Origin of the sequence: Actinomadura spongiicola (genome assembly GCF_003432485.1) — a bacterium.
GTDB classification, from domain to species: Bacteria; Actinomycetota; Actinomycetes; order Streptosporangiales; family Streptosporangiaceae; genus Spirillospora; species Spirillospora spongiicola.
The window spans coordinates 568,252-584,965 of record NZ_QVNQ01000003.1; the positions used below are offsets into that span (position 1 = coordinate 568,252).

Annotated in this window: 12 protein-coding genes and 1 pseudogene; 5 read left to right on the top strand and 8 right to left on the bottom strand. The window is 70.6% G+C overall.

Annotated elements, in window-relative coordinates; genetic code table 11:
- Nucleotides 1–11: 11 nt before the first annotated feature.
- Nucleotides 12–1,853, bottom strand: a complete 1,842-nt coding sequence (gene lepA, locus D0T12_RS11365) for a translation elongation factor 4 (RefSeq protein WP_117399465.1) — start codon at nucleotides 1,851–1,853, stop codon at nucleotides 12–14.
- Nucleotides 1,854–2,090: 237 nt separating this feature from the next.
- On the opposite strand from lepA, the gene rpsT reads away from it, so the two are divergent.
- Both rpsT and D0T12_RS11375 read left to right on the top strand, forming a co-directional pair.
- Nucleotides 2,091–2,360 carry a 30S ribosomal protein S20 gene (gene rpsT / locus D0T12_RS11370; protein ID WP_117399466.1) on the top strand — a complete coding sequence of 90 codons (270 nt, stop codon included), beginning with the start codon at nucleotides 2,091–2,093 and terminating at the stop codon, nucleotides 2,358–2,360.
- A gap of 52 nt (nucleotides 2,361–2,412) precedes the next feature.
- A complete protein-coding gene (locus D0T12_RS11375) occupies nucleotides 2,413–2,949 on the top strand; it encodes an RNA 2'-phosphotransferase (RefSeq protein WP_117399760.1) in 537 nt (178 codons plus the stop codon).
- On the opposite strand, the gene D0T12_RS11380 is transcribed toward D0T12_RS11375, so the two are convergent.
- Nucleotides 2,891–3,418: a hypothetical protein gene (locus D0T12_RS11380; protein ID WP_117399467.1), complete on the bottom strand. Its 528-nt coding sequence runs from the start codon at nucleotides 3,416–3,418 to the stop codon at nucleotides 2,891–2,893. The two genes, D0T12_RS11375 and D0T12_RS11380, sit on opposite strands and share 59 nt — an antisense overlap.
- 69 nt (nucleotides 3,419–3,487) lie before the next feature.
- Between D0T12_RS11380 and D0T12_RS11385 the strand changes: the two genes are divergently transcribed.
- The gene (locus tag D0T12_RS11385; RefSeq protein WP_117399468.1) at nucleotides 3,488–4,363 is read left to right on the top strand and encodes a LysR family transcriptional regulator; all 876 of its coding nucleotides are present in this window, start codon (nucleotides 3,488–3,490) and stop codon (nucleotides 4,361–4,363) included.
- A gap of 398 nt (nucleotides 4,364–4,761) precedes the next feature.
- Here D0T12_RS11385 and holA read toward each other — a convergent pair whose 3' ends face one another.
- The 4 genes from holA to D0T12_RS11405 form a co-directional block, all read right to left on the bottom strand.
- Complete coding sequence (holA, locus tag D0T12_RS11390) at nucleotides 4,762–5,730, bottom strand: DNA polymerase III subunit delta (RefSeq protein ID WP_117399469.1); 969 nt, start codon at nucleotides 5,728–5,730, stop codon at nucleotides 4,762–4,764.
- Nucleotides 5,731–5,826: 96 nt separating this feature from the next.
- A complete protein-coding gene (locus D0T12_RS11395; RefSeq protein ID WP_233525974.1) occupies nucleotides 5,827–7,926 on the bottom strand; it encodes a DNA internalization-related competence protein ComEC/Rec2 in 2,100 nt (699 codons plus the stop codon).
- Nucleotides 7,927–8,639: 713 nt separating this feature from the next.
- Entirely contained in the window at nucleotides 8,640–9,332 is a 693-nt protein-coding gene (locus tag D0T12_RS36995) for a ComEA family DNA-binding protein (protein ID WP_117399471.1), read from the bottom strand.
- Nucleotides 9,333–9,399: 67 nt separating this feature from the next.
- Entirely contained in the window at nucleotides 9,400–10,704 is a 1,305-nt protein-coding gene (locus tag D0T12_RS11405; protein WP_117399472.1) for an MFS transporter, read from the bottom strand.
- 208 nt (nucleotides 10,705–10,912) lie between these two features.
- On the opposite strand from D0T12_RS11405, the pseudogene D0T12_RS36470 reads away from it, so the two are divergent.
- Nucleotides 10,913–11,497, top strand: a pseudogene (locus tag D0T12_RS36470) (helix-turn-helix domain-containing protein); the annotation flags it as partial.
- Nucleotides 11,498–11,557: 60 nt separating this feature from the next.
- Here D0T12_RS36470 and hutI read toward each other — a convergent pair.
- Together hutI and hflX are read right to left on the bottom strand one after the other, a co-directional pair.
- Complete coding sequence (gene hutI / locus D0T12_RS11415; RefSeq protein ID WP_117399473.1) at nucleotides 11,558–12,772, bottom strand: imidazolonepropionase; 1,215 nt, start codon at nucleotides 12,770–12,772, stop codon at nucleotides 11,558–11,560.
- A gap of 535 nt (nucleotides 12,773–13,307) precedes the next feature.
- On the bottom strand, nucleotides 13,308–14,750 hold the full coding sequence (hflX, locus tag D0T12_RS11420) for a GTPase HflX (RefSeq protein WP_117399474.1): 1,443 nt from the start codon (nucleotides 14,748–14,750) through the stop codon (nucleotides 13,308–13,310).
- A 295-nt stretch (nucleotides 14,751–15,045) separates the two neighbouring features.
- Between hflX and aceB the strand changes: the two genes are divergently transcribed.
- A complete protein-coding gene (gene aceB / locus D0T12_RS11425) occupies nucleotides 15,046–16,653 on the top strand; it encodes a malate synthase A (RefSeq protein WP_117399475.1) in 1,608 nt (535 codons plus the stop codon).
- The last annotated feature ends 61 nt before the right edge of the window (nucleotides 16,654–16,714 follow it).

A 16,714-nucleotide genomic window follows, 5' to 3' on the forward strand; every position in this document is an offset into this window, starting at 1 on the left:
GGAGCGGGCGGCTACTTCTTGCCCTTGTCGGCGGGTTCGCCGCCGGTGGACAGCGCCGCGACGAAGGCCTCCTGCGGAACGTCGACCCGCCCGATGGTCTTCATCCGCTTCTTGCCCTCCTTCTGCTTCTCCAGCAGCTTGCGCTTCCGGGAGATGTCGCCGCCGTAGCACTTGGCGAGGACGTCCTTGCGGATGGCGCGGATGTTCTCCCGCGCGATGATCCGCGCGCCGATCGCGGCCTGGATCGGCACCTCGTACTGCTGGCGCGGGATCAGTTCCTTGAGCTTGGACGTCATCATCAGCCCGTACTCGCGGGACTTGTCACGGTGGACGATCTGGCTGAACGCGTCCACCGACTCGCCCTGGAGCAGGATGTCGACCTTGACCAGGTCGGCCTCCAACTCGCCGCTCGGCTCGTAGTCCAGCGACGCGTACCCGCGGGTGCGCGACTTCAGCTGGTCGAAGAAGTCGAAGATGATCTCGGCGAGGGGCAGCGTGTAGCGGATCTCGACGCGGTCCTCCGACAGGTAGTCCATGCCGAGCAGCGCGCCGCGGCGGCCCTGGCACAGCTCCATGATCGCGCCGATGTGCTCCGACGGGGTCAGCAGCGTCGCCTTCACCACCGGCTCGTAAACGTTCCCGATCTTGCCCTCGGGGAACTCGCTGGGGTTGGTGACGGTGTGCTCCGTCCCGTCCTCCATGACCACCCGGTACACCACGTTCGGCGCGGTCGAGATCAGCGACAGGTCGAACTCGCGCTCCAGCCGCTCCCGGACGATCTCCATGTGCAGCAGCCCGAGGAACCCGCATCGGAAGCCGAACCCGAGCGCCGCCGACGTCTCCGGCTCGTAGACCAGCGCGGCGTCGTTGAGGCGCAGCTTGTCGAGCGCGTCCCGCAGCTCGGGGTACTGGTCGCCGTCCACCGGGTAAAGGCCGGAGAACACCATCGGCTTCGGGTCGCGGTAGCCGCCGAGCGCCTCGGGCGCCTGCCGGGACGCGCCGGTCACGGTGTCGCCGACCCGCGCCTGCCGGACGTCCTTCACCCCGGTGATCAGGTATCCGACCTCGCCGACGCCGAGGCCCTGGACCGGCTTCGGCTCGGGGGAGATCACCCCGACCTCCAGCGTCTCGTGCGCGGCGCCGGTGGACATCATCAGGCTCTTCTCGCGCCGCGACAGACGCCCGTCAATGATCCGGACGTAGGTCACCACGCCCCGGTAGGTGTCGTACACCGAGTCGAAGATCAGCGCGCGGGCCGGGCCGTCCGGGTCGCCCTGCGGCGCCGGCACCTCCTCGACGATCTTGTCGAGCAGCTCGCGGACGCCCTCGCCCGTCTTGCCGGACACCCGCAGCACGTCGCCGGGCTCGCAGCCGATGATCCCGGCCAGCTCCTCGGCGTACTTGTCCGGCTGCGCCGCCGGCAGGTCGATCTTGTTGAGGACGGGGATCAGGTGGAGGTCGGCCTCCAGGGCCAGGTACAGGTTGGCCAGCGTCTGCGCCTCGATGCCCTGCGCCGCGTCCACCAGCAGGACGGCGCCCTCGCAGGCCGCCAGCGACCGCGACACCTCGTAGGAGAAGTCCACGTGCCCCGGCGTGTCGATCAGGTTGAGGACGTGGTCGACGCCGCCGGACGTCCACGGCAGCCGCACCGCCTGGCTCTTGATCGTGATGCCGCGCTCGCGTTCGATGTCCATCCGGTCGAGGTACTGGGCGCGCATCTGGCGCTCCTCGACCACGCCGGTCAACTGCAGCATCCGGTCCGCGAGCGTCGACTTGCCGTGGTCGATGTGCGCGATGATGCAGAAGTTGCGGATGATCGCGGGGTCGGTCTTGTCAGGCTCAGGCGCTGGCACCGTGGTCCGTTTCGCAAAACTCACTGGTGGACATGAATGTGTACCTCCATGGTCCCATGCCGGGCGCGATGCTTCGTGCACGGCCTGGTTTGGGGCGGCCCCCGGTGATTGGTAGGCTGTGCGACTGCGTGTGGCGTAGCGTCGTGCCCCGGGGGCACCGTCCCGCCCCCGTTCAGACATTCGTCAGGGCCTGCGCACGAGCAGGCGACTATCGCGACCAAGCTGAGGCACTACGACGTGGCTAACATCAAGTCCCAGATCAAGCGCAACAAGCAGAACGAGAAGGCCCGCCTGCGCAACAAGGCCGTCAAGTCGGAGCTGAAGACGGCGATCCGCAAGTTCCGCGAGGCCGCCGAGGAGGGCCGCGTCGAGGACGCCGTCGCCCTGCAGCGCCACGCCGCCCGCAAGCTGGACAAGGCCGTCAGCAAGGGCGTCATCCACAAGAACCAGGCCGCCAACCGCAAGTCGGCGATCGCCAAGCGCGCCGCCGCCCTCCAGGCCAAGTAGGGCCCGTCGCACGCCCGGGGCCGGCCGCGAGAGCCGGCCCCGCCCTATGCCGATGGACGAACGCCGCACGGTCAAGATCTCCAAGTATCTCGCCCTGCATCTGCGGCACCGCCCCGAACGGATCGGCCTCACGGTGGACGCCGAAGGATGGGCCGACGTCACCGAGCTACTCGAGGCCGCCACCCGCCACGGGTTCCCCTTCACGCGCGCCGAACTCGAACACGCCGTCGCGAACAACGACAAGAAACGCTTCGAGTTGGACGGCGACCGGATCCGCGCCGTCCAGGGGCATTCGATCCCCGTCGAGTTGAACCTTCCTCCGACGCCGCCACCGGAGTTCCTCTACCACGGCACGGTGCGACGATCCCTGGACTCGATCCTGCGCAACGGGCTGAAGCCCATGGGCAGGCACGCCGTGCACCTCTCCCCCGACCGCGCCACGGCCCGGCGTGTCGGCGCCCGCCGCGGCAGACCCGTCGTCCTCACCGTGCACGCCGGACGGATGGCCGCCGACGGGCACGAATTCCGCGTCAGCTCCAATGAGGTCTGGCTGGTCGATTCCGTTCCGCCGGAATATCTTCGCGAATGACCTCGGCGGCCGCCCAGTTCGGCAGGTGCCGCACCCATTCCGGACCCGGCTCCAACCCGAACAGATATCGGTACGGCACGATGTCACGAATGGCCCGGTGAACGTCCAGCCGGTCGTCGATCATGTGGGTGATTCCGAGTTCCCGGCAATGCCCCGCCTTCTCCGCCCGCTTCCGGCAGAACCGGACGTTCCCCCTGCGCAGCCCGGTCCTCCCGTAGAAGTCATGATGGTCGAGCCAGGCCAGCGTCCGTCTCCGCACCCGGTCACCGCACTTGGAGATGATCCAGACCCGTCCGTCGAACGCCTCGACCAGCCCCGGCAGCACCTCGTACACCCCCGCGGTCGCCGGCGAGGCGAGCGCCTCCTCGAAACTCCCACCGAGGAACGCCGTGTCCTCCTCGCCCGGCGCGAGCAACCCACCGTGAATGACCCGGCCGAAGTCGACGCCGAGCCGATGTTCCCTGTTCATACCTCAACTCTCGACGCCTCCCCCCTAAAACAGAACTATAAAGTGCACCCTTATCTATAACCTGTACCTATGGACCTGGCTCGTCTCTCGACCGACGCGCTCGCCTCGTTCGCGGTCTTCGCCGAGCACCTCAACTTCACCCGCGCCGCCGAGGAACTCCACATCTCCCAGCCGGCCCTCCACACCAAGGTGCGCAAACTCGCCGACACCCTCGGCCGCCCCCTCTACACCCGGCACGGCCGCCGCCTGGCCCTCACCCCCGCCGGCGAACACGTCGCCCGTTTCGCCCACGAACTCGACGCCCGCATGACGACGTTCCTCGCGGACGTCCAGGGCACCGCCCCCACCCGCGTCCCGACCCTCGCCGCCGGTGAGGGTGCCTACCTGTACCTGCTCGGCGACGTCGTCCGCCCCGGAATCCGCCTCATCAACGGCGACCGGTCCCGTACCCTCACCGCCGTCCGCACGGGCCGCGCCGATCTAGGCGTCGCCGTCCTGGACGTCCTGCCCACCGACGTGGAGACCGTCCTCCTCGCCACCTACCCGCAGGTCCTGGTCATGCCGGACGACCACCCCCTGGCCGACCGGACCCACCTCACCCTCGCCGACCTCTCGGGCACGTCCCTGGTCGTCCCCCCGCCCACCGGCCCGCACCGCATCACCCTCGAACGCGCCCTCCGCGCCGCGAACGTCCCCTGGTCACTCGCCGTCGAGGCCGAGGGCTGGCCCCTCCTCCTGCACTTCGTCTCCCTACGCGTCGGCCTGGCCGTCGTCAACGGATGCGTCGTCCCTCCACCCGGCCTGGTCCAACGCGAGATCACCGATCTCCCCGCCGTCCCCTACTACGCCCTCCACCTCCCAGCCCGCGCCACCGACCCCCTGGTCACAGACCTCCTAACCACCATCCGCACCACACTCCCGAAAACCCCACCCAAACTCACCTAAAACCCCTAGGAACACCGACCCAACACAACAACCTCGATCATCCGCGTCGAGGTTCTCGACACCCCCATCCCCCAACCAAGACTCCCGGCCGCCCTACGGGCGGGCGGAAACGGCCTCGAAGAGAACAGGACCTTCCCCTGGAAATCCCATGCGCCTGGAATAACCCTCACCACCGCGCACAACATCACCCAAAGCCTGACGGCACGATTCCGTCCGCCTCATCCTCAACCCAACGGGGCCCTTGGCCTCGCCGGCCGCCTGACCCGCCACTACGTCACTGAAGGAAGCCAACGGCCTGAGGTCGAAGGCCGAGTACTCCTTACCACCGCGCCCGGACACCGGAAAACGCGAATGGCCGTCCCGAGCGGCTCCCGTGACAGGGCCGCAGAACAGGTGACCTATGAAGCGCTTCTCAGGGCTCGGGCGGCAACGATTTCGGTGATGGCCTTCTCCAACGCGTACGTGGTGTCCGCGGCCCCGCCCTTGACCTGCTCATCGGCCTCGGCGACCACCGTCAGCGCCCGCGCGACCCCCGCACCCGACCAGCCCCGCAGTTGCCTCTGCACCCGCTCGATCTTCCACGGCGGCATGCCCAGCTCCTTCGCCAGCGCCGCGCCGCGTGCGCCTCGGGGGGCACCGCCGACCTTCGCCAGCCCCCGGACGCCCGTGGCGAGCGCGCTGACGATCAACAGCGGCGCCACCCCCGTCGCCAGGGCCCACCGCAACTGCTCCAGCGCCTCGGCGAGCTGCCCTTCGATGGCCTTGTCCGCCACCGCGAACCCGGTGACCTCGGCGCGTCCCCGGTAGTACCGCGCCACCGCGGCGTCGTCGACCTTGCCACCGGTGTCGGCGACCAGCTGGCTGCACGCCGCCGCGAGCTCGCGCAGGTCGCTTCCGACCGCGTCGACCAGCCCTCGCGCCGCGTCCGCGGAGATCTTCCCGCCCGCGCGGCGCATCTCGGTCCGGACGAAATCGATCCGCTCCCCCGCCTTGGTGACCTTCGGACACGAGACCTTGCGCGCCTTCAGCTTGGTCAGCCCGTCCACCAGCGCCTTGCCCTTGGCGCCGCCATGGTGGACGGCCACGAACACGACATCGTCCGCGGGCGTCTTGGCGTACTTCAGGACCTCAGCCGTCAGATCCTTCCCGAGGTCCTGCGCCGACCGCACCACGATGACCTTCGTGCCCCCGAACAACGACGGCGACGTCAGCTCCGCGATCCGCCCGGACTCCAACCCGCCCGGTCCAAGGTCGATCACCTCGGTCTCCGGATCCTCCGCCCGCACGGACGCGACGACATCCCCGATCGCCCGCTCCACGAGCAGCTCTTCGTCACCGACGATCACGACGATGGGCTCAACCGACATCCCAGCAGCATGCCACGCCCCCAGGCCCCCCACGACCAGATCCCCAGCCCCCAAGAGATGCACTTAGCACCTCAACACGGCGCGGTGGCGGGGTGGTCAGTGGTGTGGGACGGCTGCTATGCCGGTGGTGGTGCGGATTATGGCGATGTCTCCCTCCTGGTCGGTGCGGTGGATCTGGGTGCGGAGGCTGCGGAGGAGGGTGAGGGTGGTCGGGGAGGGATGGCCGTAGTCGTTGTCCTCACCGGCGGAGATCAGAGAGACGGAGGCCTGGGCGGCGGCGAGGAAGCCGGGGGCCTGGCTGCGGGAGCCGTGGTGGGGAACCTTCAGGACCTGCACGTGTGGGACGGCGCTTTCCAGGGCTCGTTGGGCCTCGGCCTCGACGTCGCCCGTGAGGAGGGCGCTGAAGCCCGGCTTGCGGGCGACGAGGACGACGCTGGCGTTGTTGATCGTGGTGCCGTCGTCCTTGGGTGAGAGGGTCGGGCCGGTGGTCGGCGGGGCGAGGACCGAGAGGGTCAGCGGGCCGATGCGCCATTGCTGGCCCGCCTGGGCGGGGCGGGGCAGGAAGTTCCGGGCGAGGCTCGCCTCGCGGCCGGACGTGCGGGGCGTGGTCAGGATTGTGTGTACGTCGCGGCCGCGAAGCACACCGGATGTGCCGTTGATGTGGTCGGCGTGCGGGTGGGTCAGGATGAGCAGCGGCACATCGTGGACGTGGAGGCGCCGCAGGCACTGGTCGATCGATGCGGGTTCGGGGCCGGTGTCCACGACGACGGCCTGGCCGGGGCCGGTGGAGAGGGCGAGGGCGTCGCCCTGGCCGACGTCGCAGGCGACCATCTGCCAGTTCGGCGGCGGCCAGCCGGGGGCGGTGACGCGTAGCGCGATGACCGCGATGAGGACACCGGTCATCGCGGCGGCCGTGAGCAGGCGGAGGCGGCGGCTGCGCAGGACCAGGACGGTGACCCCGACGGCCAGGAGGAGGGCGGCGGCGCCGGCGCCGCCGTTCGTCCAGGGGATCGTGGCGTAGGGCAGGGCGGCGGCGGTCCGGGCCACCCGGATGATCCAGCCGACGGCGAGCCCGGCGGGCCATACGATCAACTGGGCGAGTGGTAGGGAAAAGGGCGCGGTGACGGCGGCGAGGGCGCCGAGGAGGGTGGCGGGCGCGACGGCCGGAGCCGCCAGCAGGTTCGCGAACACCGAGACGACGCCCACCTCGCCGGAGAGCATCACCAGGACCGGGGCCACGGCGAACTGGGCGGCCGCCGCGACGGCGAGGGCGTCGGCGAAGGGACCGGGCAGGTGACGCGCCAGCCGTTCACGCCACGGGGGCGCGAGGACGAGCAGGCCCGCGGTCGCCAGGACCGACAGCGTGAACCCGTACGAACGGGCCAGTTCGGGGTCGATCAGTACGAGGAGGAGGACGGCGGCGGCCAGCGCGGGCACGCCCTGGCGTTGGCGTCCGGTGAACAGCGCCAGCATGCCGATGAGGCCCATGAGCGCCGCCCTGAGGACGCTCGGCTCCGGGCGGGCCACCACGACGAACGCGAGTACCGCGAGGACGGCGAGGGGCGGGGCTCGGCGCCGTCCGAGCCCGACGAGGCGGCACAGTCCGAGGACGGCCCCGATGACGATCGCCAGGTTCGCGCCCGAGACGACCAGAAGGTGGGTGAGCCCGGCGGTGCGGAAGTCCTCCGCCAAGGCCGGGTCGAGGCGGGAGGTGTCACCGACGACCATGCCGGGCAGGACGCCGCGCTGGTCGGGTGGGAGTTTCGCCGACGCGGCCCGTAGCCGAGCCCGCATGAACTCGGCGGCGCGCTGAACGCGGGAGGGAGGCCCGAGGACGGACGGTGGCCCCCGCACGATCACCACGGCGGCGAGTAGGTCAGCGCCCTGGGGCAGCATGAACCGGCCGTGGAGCCGGACCCGCTGGCTGGGAATCAAGCGGAGCCACCCGGCGTCGGCCGCGAGCAGGAGGACGGGGACCCGAACCCGGGTCTGGGAGATCACCTCCATCCGGGCCCGGACGATGACCATCGGTCGGTGCTTTCCGGGCTTGGCGTGCGGGTCGGCGGTCACGACCGCCTCCGCGGCGGCGGAGCCGCCCAGACGAGCGACGTCCCGCACCGGCCCGGTGTCGACGGCCGTGGCCCGCAGCGCCACCCCGGTCGCGGACGCGGCGGCGCAGACGAGGGCGACTCCCACCAGCCGCCGCCGGGACGCCGCCGCGCGAGTGTCGCCACCCGAGCCGAATCGCCGCGCCGAGCCGAGATCGAGTCGTCGGGTCAGAGCCCGTAATGCCGCTGTCGTGGCTGAGCCCCATCGGGCCACACGCGCGTCAGGGTTTCGCCGCGGCGGACCGTCCCGGTTCGTGGGCGCTCCCTGCCAACTCCCTCGGGCCTGCCTGCGAGTAGGGCGTCCCCAAGGTGGACCCGGTGGTACGGGCTCTTGAGGCGCTGAAGATGAGCCCGGGGGCGTTGGGGACGATTCCCGGCGCGTGGAAGACGGGTTCGGAGGCGTGTCAGGTGAACTGGGCGGTGGCGGAGGGGTGGGAGTTGTGCGTCGAAATCTCGTGGCAGAGGAGGGTGGGCGGCGTGTCAGGAGATAGGCCGCTGTTAAGGCGGTCAGGGCGGCAAGGACGAGCGTGACGACGGCGGGGAGACCGAGAGTGGTGGCCGCCGCGATCCACGTGGCGAGGGCAGGGGCGAGCAGGCGAAGGTCATGGTTCATACGCGCACCATCGGTTCACTGTGAGCTGGATGCCGTGGCAGAGGAGGGTGGACGGCGTGTCAGGACGTAGGCCGCTGTTAAGGCGGTGAAGGCAGCTAGGACGAGCGTGATGGTGGCGGGGACGTCGAGAGGGATGGCCGCTGCGATCCACGTGGGGAGGGCCGGGGCGAGTAGGCGGAGGTCGTGGGTCATACGCGGACCATTGGTTTCAGGTCGGCGAAGCGGCGTGCGCCTATACCGCTGACGTCCTGGAGTTGTTCGACCGAGCGGAAGCCTCCGTGCTGGGTGCGGAAGTCGACGATGCGCTGGGCGAGGACGGGGCCGACGCCGGGGAGGTCGTCCAACTGGTCGACGGTCGCGGTGTTGAGGTCGAGGGGGGCGCCGGGCGCGCCGGGGCCGCCGGGTGGGGACGGGACGGGGCCGGGAGCCGGGGAAGGGCGGGCGACGCCAACGGGGATCTGTTCGCCGTCCACGAGTTTCCGGGCGAGGTTGAGGGGGCCGGTCTGCGCGCCGGGCCGCACCCCGCCCGCCGCCTTGATCGCCTCGGCGACCCGGGAGCCGGACGGCAGGGTCACCACTCCCGGACGCTTGACCTTGCCGAGGACGTGCACGACCACCGAGGAGGCGGCGGCCGGGCTCAGGGACGCGGTGGGACTGGCGGGGGCGACGGTGGCGCTGGGGAGTGGGGCGACGGGGCCGGGGCGGGGCCGGGCCAGCCACAGGTAGCCGGCGGCGACGGCCGCGGCGATCACGCCGATGACGACGAGGACGCGGATGTTCGATCGGTCGGGGGTCGCGCGGATACGGGCCGACGGTGGCGTCTGCGGCGGGGGTGGGCGGTCGGAGACGGCGTGCAGCCGGTCCCGGGCATCGGGTCTCATGGCGCACGACGGTAGGTCTGTCTCCTGGTGCGGCGCCTACGCTCCGGAGATTGTGGATAACTCTCGGTCAGCGGCGCTCGGCGGCCACCGCGGCGGCGATGAGCAGGGCCGTGAGGAGGGCGGCGACCGGGGTCAGCGTGTCAGGCTCGGAGAGGTGGACGCCGCCGAAGACGGCGATGGCCAGGACGTTGGAGAGAAGTACCCCGGTGTTCGACAGCGCGGAGACGGCGGACGCCTGGCCGGGGCCCACGGAGTTCGTGATCCGCTCGACCAGGGGGCTGAACCCCGCGGCGTGGCCCGCTCCGGCGCTGAACAGCAGCGGGACGGACGGTATCGTCGGCCAGCCGTCGCGGGTGAGCAGCGCCAAGGCGGTGGCGGCGACGGCGAACGTGAGCAGGCCGAACGTGGGGAGATGGGTTCTCCCGCGTAGGCGTGTCCAGCCGAGTCCGGCGGTGGCGAACCCGACCGTGTACGGGATGAAGGTCAACCCTGCTCGGAGCGGAGAGAATTCCAGGATGTTCTGCAGGTAGAGGGCCAGGCTGAACAGGAAGCCCGTGTAGGCGCCCATCACCGCGCAGGCCGCGAACAGACCCGGTCGGACGGCGCGGCCGCGCAGGACGGTCAGGTCGAGGAGCGGTGACGGCGTCCGTCGTTCATGGGCACCGAACAAGACGAGGACGAGACAACCCGCGGCCAGGGACGGCCACGTCCAGTTCGGCCAGCCCTGCTCCCTGCCGAGGACGAGTGGCACGACGCAGGCCGCCATCCCGCAGGAGAGCAGCGCCACGCCCGGCAGGTCCAGCCGCGTGGCCTTAGTGGGTTCAGGAGGCATCAACCGTGGGCCCACAGCGAGGAGCAACGCGCCGATCGGAACGTTGACCAGGAATATGGGACGCCAACTGTCACCGGCGCTGACGATGACCCCTCCGGCGATCTGTCCCAGCGCGACGCCCAGCGCGAGCACCATCGAGTACAGGCCGAGTGCGCGTGCCCGTGCCGCTCCTTCGAAGGACAACTGGATGAGCGAGAGGACCTGTGGCAGGAGCAGCGCCGCCGACGCGCCCTGGCAGATCCTCGCGGCGACGAGGACGGCACCCGACGGCGCCAGGCCGCAGGCCAGGGACGTCACGGTGAAGCCGAGCAGGCCGAGGAAGAACATCGTGCGGTGCCCGTACTTGTCGCCCAGGCGTGCGCCGGTGACGACGAGTACCGCGAGGGCGAAGATGTAGCCGCCCGTGACGAGTTGCAGCAGCGCGCCCGACGAGTCCAGGCTCGCCGCGATGTTCGGCAGCGCCACCGCCACGATGGAGCCGTCCATCGACACCATCGTCTGTCCCGTGAGGAGGACCACCAGCAGCCACCGTTTGACCATTCAGTGAGTGTGCGCGGCAGTGGGAACGTGGCGCTTGAAGATTCTTGTCGTCCGTACGATGGCGACCATGCTGGAGTCGGCGGTGGTGACGGTGACGGAGGACTTCGCCGTCCGGACCGTGAGGTGTCATGTTCATCGGTCCGGATGGTCCGAACCTGAACCGGCCACGGGGCACTCGCTCGTTCTCGTACGGGACGGACGGTTCCGCATGCGGTCCCGTCATGGACGCGCCGTCATCGACTCCACGACCGGATACGCGCAGGCTCCCGGTGAGGAGGGTCAGTTCGCTCATCCAGCGGGGGGTGACGTGTGCACCGCGATCACCCTCGCCCCGCACCTGTGGAAAGGCCCGTCCGGAACGGTCAGGGTCAGTGCGCGCGCCGACCTGGCGCATCGGCTGCTGTTGCGGGCCGGTCCGGACGTGGCGTACGAGGCGGCCGAACGGCTGCTCGACCTCCTCGCCCGGCTGGCTCCGGGCGAGGGCGGTCGCGTGCGCCGCCGCGCGTTGGTGGACGAGGCGCGTGAGGCGATCGTCGGCGGGCATCCGCAGGCCGCCGGGCTGATCCCGCTGGCCCGGCTTCTGGAGGTCTCCCCCTCCCACCTCAGCCGGACGTTCCGCCAGGAGACCGGTATGTCCGTCACCCGCTATCGCAACCGGGTCCGGGTGGGCCTCGCGCTCGACCGGATCGAGCGGGGCGAACAGGACCTGGCGGGCCTCGCCGCCGATCTCGGGTTCGCCGACCACGCGCATCTCACCCGGACGGTGAAGGCGGAGACGGGGCATCCTCCCGCCGCCCTCCGGCGCCTCTTCCGTCCCGGCACGTGCCCGCTCGAACGGGTCGCGGGTTCTGGGTCAGGGCTGTACGGGGACGCCGCCGCGCCAGATCCGCAGCGCGCGGAGCCCGAACGCCCAGGCGAAGGCGCCCTCGTGGTCGGCGTCCCACAGAACGATGTCGGCGAGCATGCCCGGCGCGAGGGATCCGCGGTCGCCGACGCGTAGGGCCGCGGCGCCGCCGAGGGTGGCCGCGCGGAGGGCCTCGGTGACGCTGAGGCCGAACATCGCGACCGACAGCCCGATGACGAGCGGCATGGACGTGATGCCGCACTGGCCGGGGTTGTGGTCGGTGCCGAGCGCGACGGTGACCCCGCGGTCGATCATCTGCCGGACGGGCGCGGGCGCGCGGCTGCTGTTGAGGGCGCTGCCGGGGCAGACGGTGGCGGTGACGCCGGCGTGGGCGAGGGCCTTGATGTCGTCGTCGTTGGCCTGGGTGAGCAGGTCGGCGGACGCGCAGCCGACCTCGGCGGCGACCTGCGCGGCGCCGACGCGCTCGTTGGCGCAGGCGTGCATCCGCGCCTTGAGGCCGGCGCGCTTGCCGGTGAGCAGCAGGGCTCGGGCCTCTTCGGCGCTGAAGTGGCCCTCGTCGCAGTACACGTCGATCGAGTCGGCTCCGGCCACGGCGGCGTCGCCCGCCCACAGGCGGACGGCCTCGATGTAGTCGCGGCGGCGGCCGAAGAACTCGGGCGGCAGGATGTGCGCGGCGAGGAACGTCGCGTGGATGCGCGGCATGGACGGCTCGCCCTCCAGCGACCGCAGCATCCGGATGTCGGCGAGTTCGCCGTCGCGGGTGAGGTGGTATCCGGTCTTGGCCTCGACGGTGGTGGTCCCGGCGAGGATCCACTGGCGGAGCCGTTCGCGGACGCCGTTGCAGAGCGTCCAGGGGTCGGTTCCACGGGTGACGGTCACGGTGGAGTTGACGCCGCCGCCCGCGGCGGTGATGGCGGAGTGGGACGATCCGCTGGTGCGCATCGCGAGTTCCGCCCACCGGTTGCCCGCGTAGACGGGGTGGGAGTGCGCGTCGATGAGGCCGGGTGTGACGAGACCGCCGCCGAGGTTCTCGACGTGGTCGACGTCGACGATGTCGTCGATGACGCCGGGAACGCGCTGCGGCAGGTCGGACGCGGGCCCGGCCCAGACGATCCGGTCCTCGTGGATGAGCACGGCGGCGTTGCTGCAGACGTCGGTACCCGTCCAGAGCCTGCCGATGTTCGTCAACAGCCTCACGGTCATAGGGTCACCGGCCCGGCTGGGGCAGGACGCGCTTCAACGCGGTCATGGGGGCCGTGTGGCATCGGTGCGGGCCGCCCGCCCTCGTTCCAGTGTTCGGACCTACCATGGACTGCGCCACCTGCTCTCGATCCGAAACGCCGACTGGGTGCCGACGGCTCACCTGGGTGGGTCGGGTGGTCGGGGGACCACCATTGGCAACGAGACCGGAGATATCGGTTTCGTCACGGTAGTGCACCGAAGGCCCGTCCGACAACCTCTGATCGCAGCACATCGACAGCCATCACCCCGCCCCTTAGCTCTACGACCGTACGGATTCCCACCGGGTCGTCAAGCCGAATGGGAAAGCTGTCACCGTTCGGCGACCAGGATCGCCCCATGAGCCAATTTCGGACAGTGCAGAACCGGCTTCTACCCAGTCCGTTATCTGGTCCTCCAGTGCGACCTCGAACCAGTCCGTAAAAGAGGTCATGCGAAAGCCCGGAACCCGCGAACACTCGCCGGGCCGGGCCATGGCGGCCCGGCCCGGCGGGTGTCGTCAGACGGTCGGTGCCGCGGTCTCGTACCGGGACAGCTCCCCGGCGAGGTCCGCGGGCATCCTGGCGTGGAGCATCGTGCCCTCGGCCAGGTGTTCCTGAGCGAGCACCTCGCCGCGATCGTGCACCTGCGCGACGAGGTCGCCGCGCTCGTAGGGCACCAGGACGCGCAGCTCGCTCTCCAGCCCGGGCAGCTCCGCCTCGATGACCGCGCGCAGCTCCTCGATGCCGTACCCGGTGCGGGCGGACACGACGACGCTGTGCGTCTCCCGGCGCTGGAGGCGGGCGATCGTGAGGTCGTCGGCGGCGTCAGCCTTGTTGATGACGATGATCTCGGGGATGCCGTCCGCGCCGATCTCCCGCAGGACCTCCCGGACGGCGTCGATCTGCGCCTCCGGGTCGGCGTCGGAGCCGTCCACGACGTGCAGGACGAGCCCCGCGTCGGTGACCTCCTCCAGCGTCGACCGGAACGCCTCGACGAGCTGGTGCGGCAGGTGCCGGACGAACCCGACGGTGTCGGCGAGGGTGTAGGCGCGCCCGGCGGACGTCTCCGCGCGCCGGACCGTGGGGTCGAGGGTGGCGAACAGCGCGTCCTCCACCAGGACCCCGGCGCCGGTGAGCCGGTTGAGCAGCGACGACTTGCCCGCGTTGGTGTAGCCCGCGATCGCGACGGCGGGCACCGCGTGGCGGCGGCGCTCGCCGCGCTTGGTGTCGCGCGACTTGGACATCTCGGCGAGTTGCCGGCGCAGCTTGGCCATCCGGGTGCGGATCCGCCGCCGGTCCAGCTCGATCTTCGTCTCGCCGGGGCCGCGGCCGCCGATCCCGACGCCGCCGGCGGCGCGCCCGCCGACCTGCCGGGACAGGTTGCCGCCCCAGCCGCGCAGCCGTGGCAGCAGGTAGTCCAGCTGCGCGAGCTCCACCTGGGCCTTGCCCTCGCGGCTCTTGGCGTGCTGGGCGAAGATGTCCAGGATCAGCGCGGTCCGGTCGATGACCTTGACCTGGACGACCTCCTCCAGGTGCCGAAGCTGGCTCGGCGCCAGCTCGCCGTCGCAGATGACGGTGTCGGCGCCGGTGGCGATGACGATGTCGCGCAGCTCCGCGGCCTTGCCGGAGCCGATGTAGGTCGCGGGATCGGGGCGCGACCGCCGCTGGACGAGGCCCTCCAGAACGTGGGACCCCGCCGTCTCGGCGAGGAGCGCCAGTTCGCGCAGGGAGTTCTCGGCGGCCTCGGCGGTGCCCTCCGTCCAGACGCCGACGAGGACGACGCGTTCCAGCCGGAGTGCCCGGTATTCGACTTCGGTGACGTCGGTCAGCTCGGTGGACAGGCCCGCGACCCGGCGCAGTGCCCGCCGGTCCTCAAGGTCGAGGGCGCCCGTCAGGGGCTCCTCGACGGTCGGGTCCTGAGTCTCGAACTCGGTCTGGTCTGCAGAGAAAGGTTGAGTCATATGTCCTCAGTGCAACGCCGCGGCGCGGCCGTGTCTTCCCCTCGATCGTCTCACGCGCCGTCCACGGAGGTCACGCGGAATTTCCGTGGCCGGGACGATGGCGTCCCGGAGCGGGACGAGCGGTCGCCGCGCCGGCACCGCCACCCGCTGGGTTGACGCAGGCCCGGACGGGGACGTGTCCGAATGAAAGACGTGTCCGGATGAAACCCGTATCCCGCTTTGACCGGTCTCGGAACCGCCGAGTACCGTTCTCCACATAACAGAAGTGGAATTTCGCTATACGAAAGGAAGGCCGATGGCTGGACCTGACGGTGTCGAGATCAAGGGCCCCCTCGGCGACCGGTACGAGGAGATCCTGACCCCCGAGGCGCTCGGCCTGCTCGCCTCCCTTCAGCGCGAGCTCGGCGCCCGGCGCCGGGAACTGCTGGACGCCCGCGCCGAACGCCAGCGCGCGCTCTCCCGGGGCGGCACGCTCGACTTCCTCCCCGAGACCGCGAACGTCAGGGAGGACGACTCCTGGCGCGTCGCCGACCCCGCCCCCGGCCTGGAGGACCGCCGCGTCGAGATCACCGGCCCCACCGACCGGAAGATGACGATCAACGCGCTGAACTCCGGCGCCAAGGTGTGGCTCGCCGACTTCGAGGACGCCAACACCCCGCTGTGGAACAACATGATCGAAGGGCAGCTCAACCTCCGGGACGCCCTCGACCGCACCGTCGACTTCACCGACCCCAAGAGCGGGAAGACCTACGCGCTCAAGGACGACTCCGAACTCGCGACCATCGTCGTCCGCCCGCGCGGGTGGCACCTGGAGGAGAAGCACCTCCTCGTCGACGGCGAGCCCATGTCCGGGTCGCTGTTCGACTTCGGGCTGTACTTCTTCCACTGCGCCCGGCGGCAACTGGACAAGGGCAAGGGCCCCTACTTCTACCTGCCGAAGTTGGAGAGCCACCTTGAGGCGCGCCTGTGGAACGACGCGTTCAACCTCGCCCAGGACGCCCTGGACGTCCCGCGCGGCACCATCCGCGCGACCGTGCTGATCGAGACGATCCCGGCCGCGTTCGAGATGGAGGAGATCCTCTACGAACTGCGCGACCACTCCGCCGGCCTGAACGCGGGCCGCTGGGACTACCTGTTCTCCGTGATCAAGAAGTTCCGGGACCGGGGCGCGGACTTCGTCCTGCCCGAGCGGAACTCGATCACGATGACCGCGCCGTTCATGCGGGCCTACACCGAGCTGCTCGTCCGGACGTGCCACAAGCGCGGCGCGCACGCGATCGGCGGGATGGCCGCGTTCATCCCGTCCCGCCGCGACGAGGAGGTCAACAGGGTCGCGCTGGAGAAGGTCCGCGCCGACAAGACCCGCGAGTCCGGCGACGGCTTCGACGGCTCCTGGGTCGCGCACCCCGACCTCGTGCCGGTCTGCCGGGAGGTCTTCGACGGCGTCCTCGGCGAGCGGCCGAACCAGCGCGACCGGCTGCGCGAGGACGTCCGGGTCTCCGCCGCCGACCTGCTCGACATCAAGTCCACGCCGGGTGAGATCACCGAGGCGGGCCTGCGCAACGACATCGACGTGGCGCTGCGCTACCTCGCCACCTGGCTGGACGGCGCGGGCGCCGTCGCGATCCACAACCTGATGGAGGACGCCGCCACCGCCGAGATCGCCCGCTCCCAGGTCTGGCAGTGGATCTACAACGGCGTGCCCACCGCCGACGGCCGCAAGATCACCAAGGAGTGGGTCGAGGAGCTGCTGGACGAGGAGCTCACGAAGATCCGCGAGGAGCTGGGGCAGGCGTACAACGAGCCCCGGTTCGACCAGGCCGTGACGCTGTTCAAGGAGGTCACCCTCGCCGACGAGTATTCCGAGTTCCTCACCACCCCCGCCTACCAGCGGATGCCGTGACCTCAGCCGTGACCCCACTCCGGCGGGCACCCTTGCGGCGGCCTCGGGCGCGGAGGAGGGT

Coding starts and splice junctions, on each gene's coding strand:
- D0T12_RS11380 (WP_117399467.1), bottom strand. CDS start 3,418: ATGAACAGGGAACATCGGCTCGGCGTCGACTTCGGCCGGGTCATTCAC.
- D0T12_RS11375 (WP_117399760.1), top strand. CDS start 2,413: ATGGACGAACGCCGCACGGTCAAGATCTCCAAGTATCTCGCCCTGCAT.
- D0T12_RS11405 (WP_117399472.1), bottom strand. CDS start 10,704: ATGGTCAAACGGTGGCTGCTGGTGGTCCTCCTCACGGGACAGACGATG.
- D0T12_RS11385 (WP_117399468.1), top strand. CDS start 3,488: ATGGACCTGGCTCGTCTCTCGACCGACGCGCTCGCCTCGTTCGCGGTC.
- hflX (WP_117399474.1), bottom strand. CDS start 14,750: ATGACTCAACCTTTCTCTGCAGACCAGACCGAGTTCGAGACTCAGGAC.
- D0T12_RS36995 (WP_117399471.1), bottom strand. CDS start 9,332: ATGAGACCCGATGCCCGGGACCGGCTGCACGCCGTCTCCGACCGCCCA.
- aceB (WP_117399475.1), top strand. CDS start 15,046: ATGGCTGGACCTGACGGTGTCGAGATCAAGGGCCCCCTCGGCGACCGG.
- holA (WP_117399469.1), bottom strand. CDS start 5,730: ATGTCGGTTGAGCCCATCGTCGTGATCGTCGGTGACGAAGAGCTGCTC.
- hutI (WP_117399473.1), bottom strand. CDS start 12,772: ATGACCGTGAGGCTGTTGACGAACATCGGCAGGCTCTGGACGGGTACC.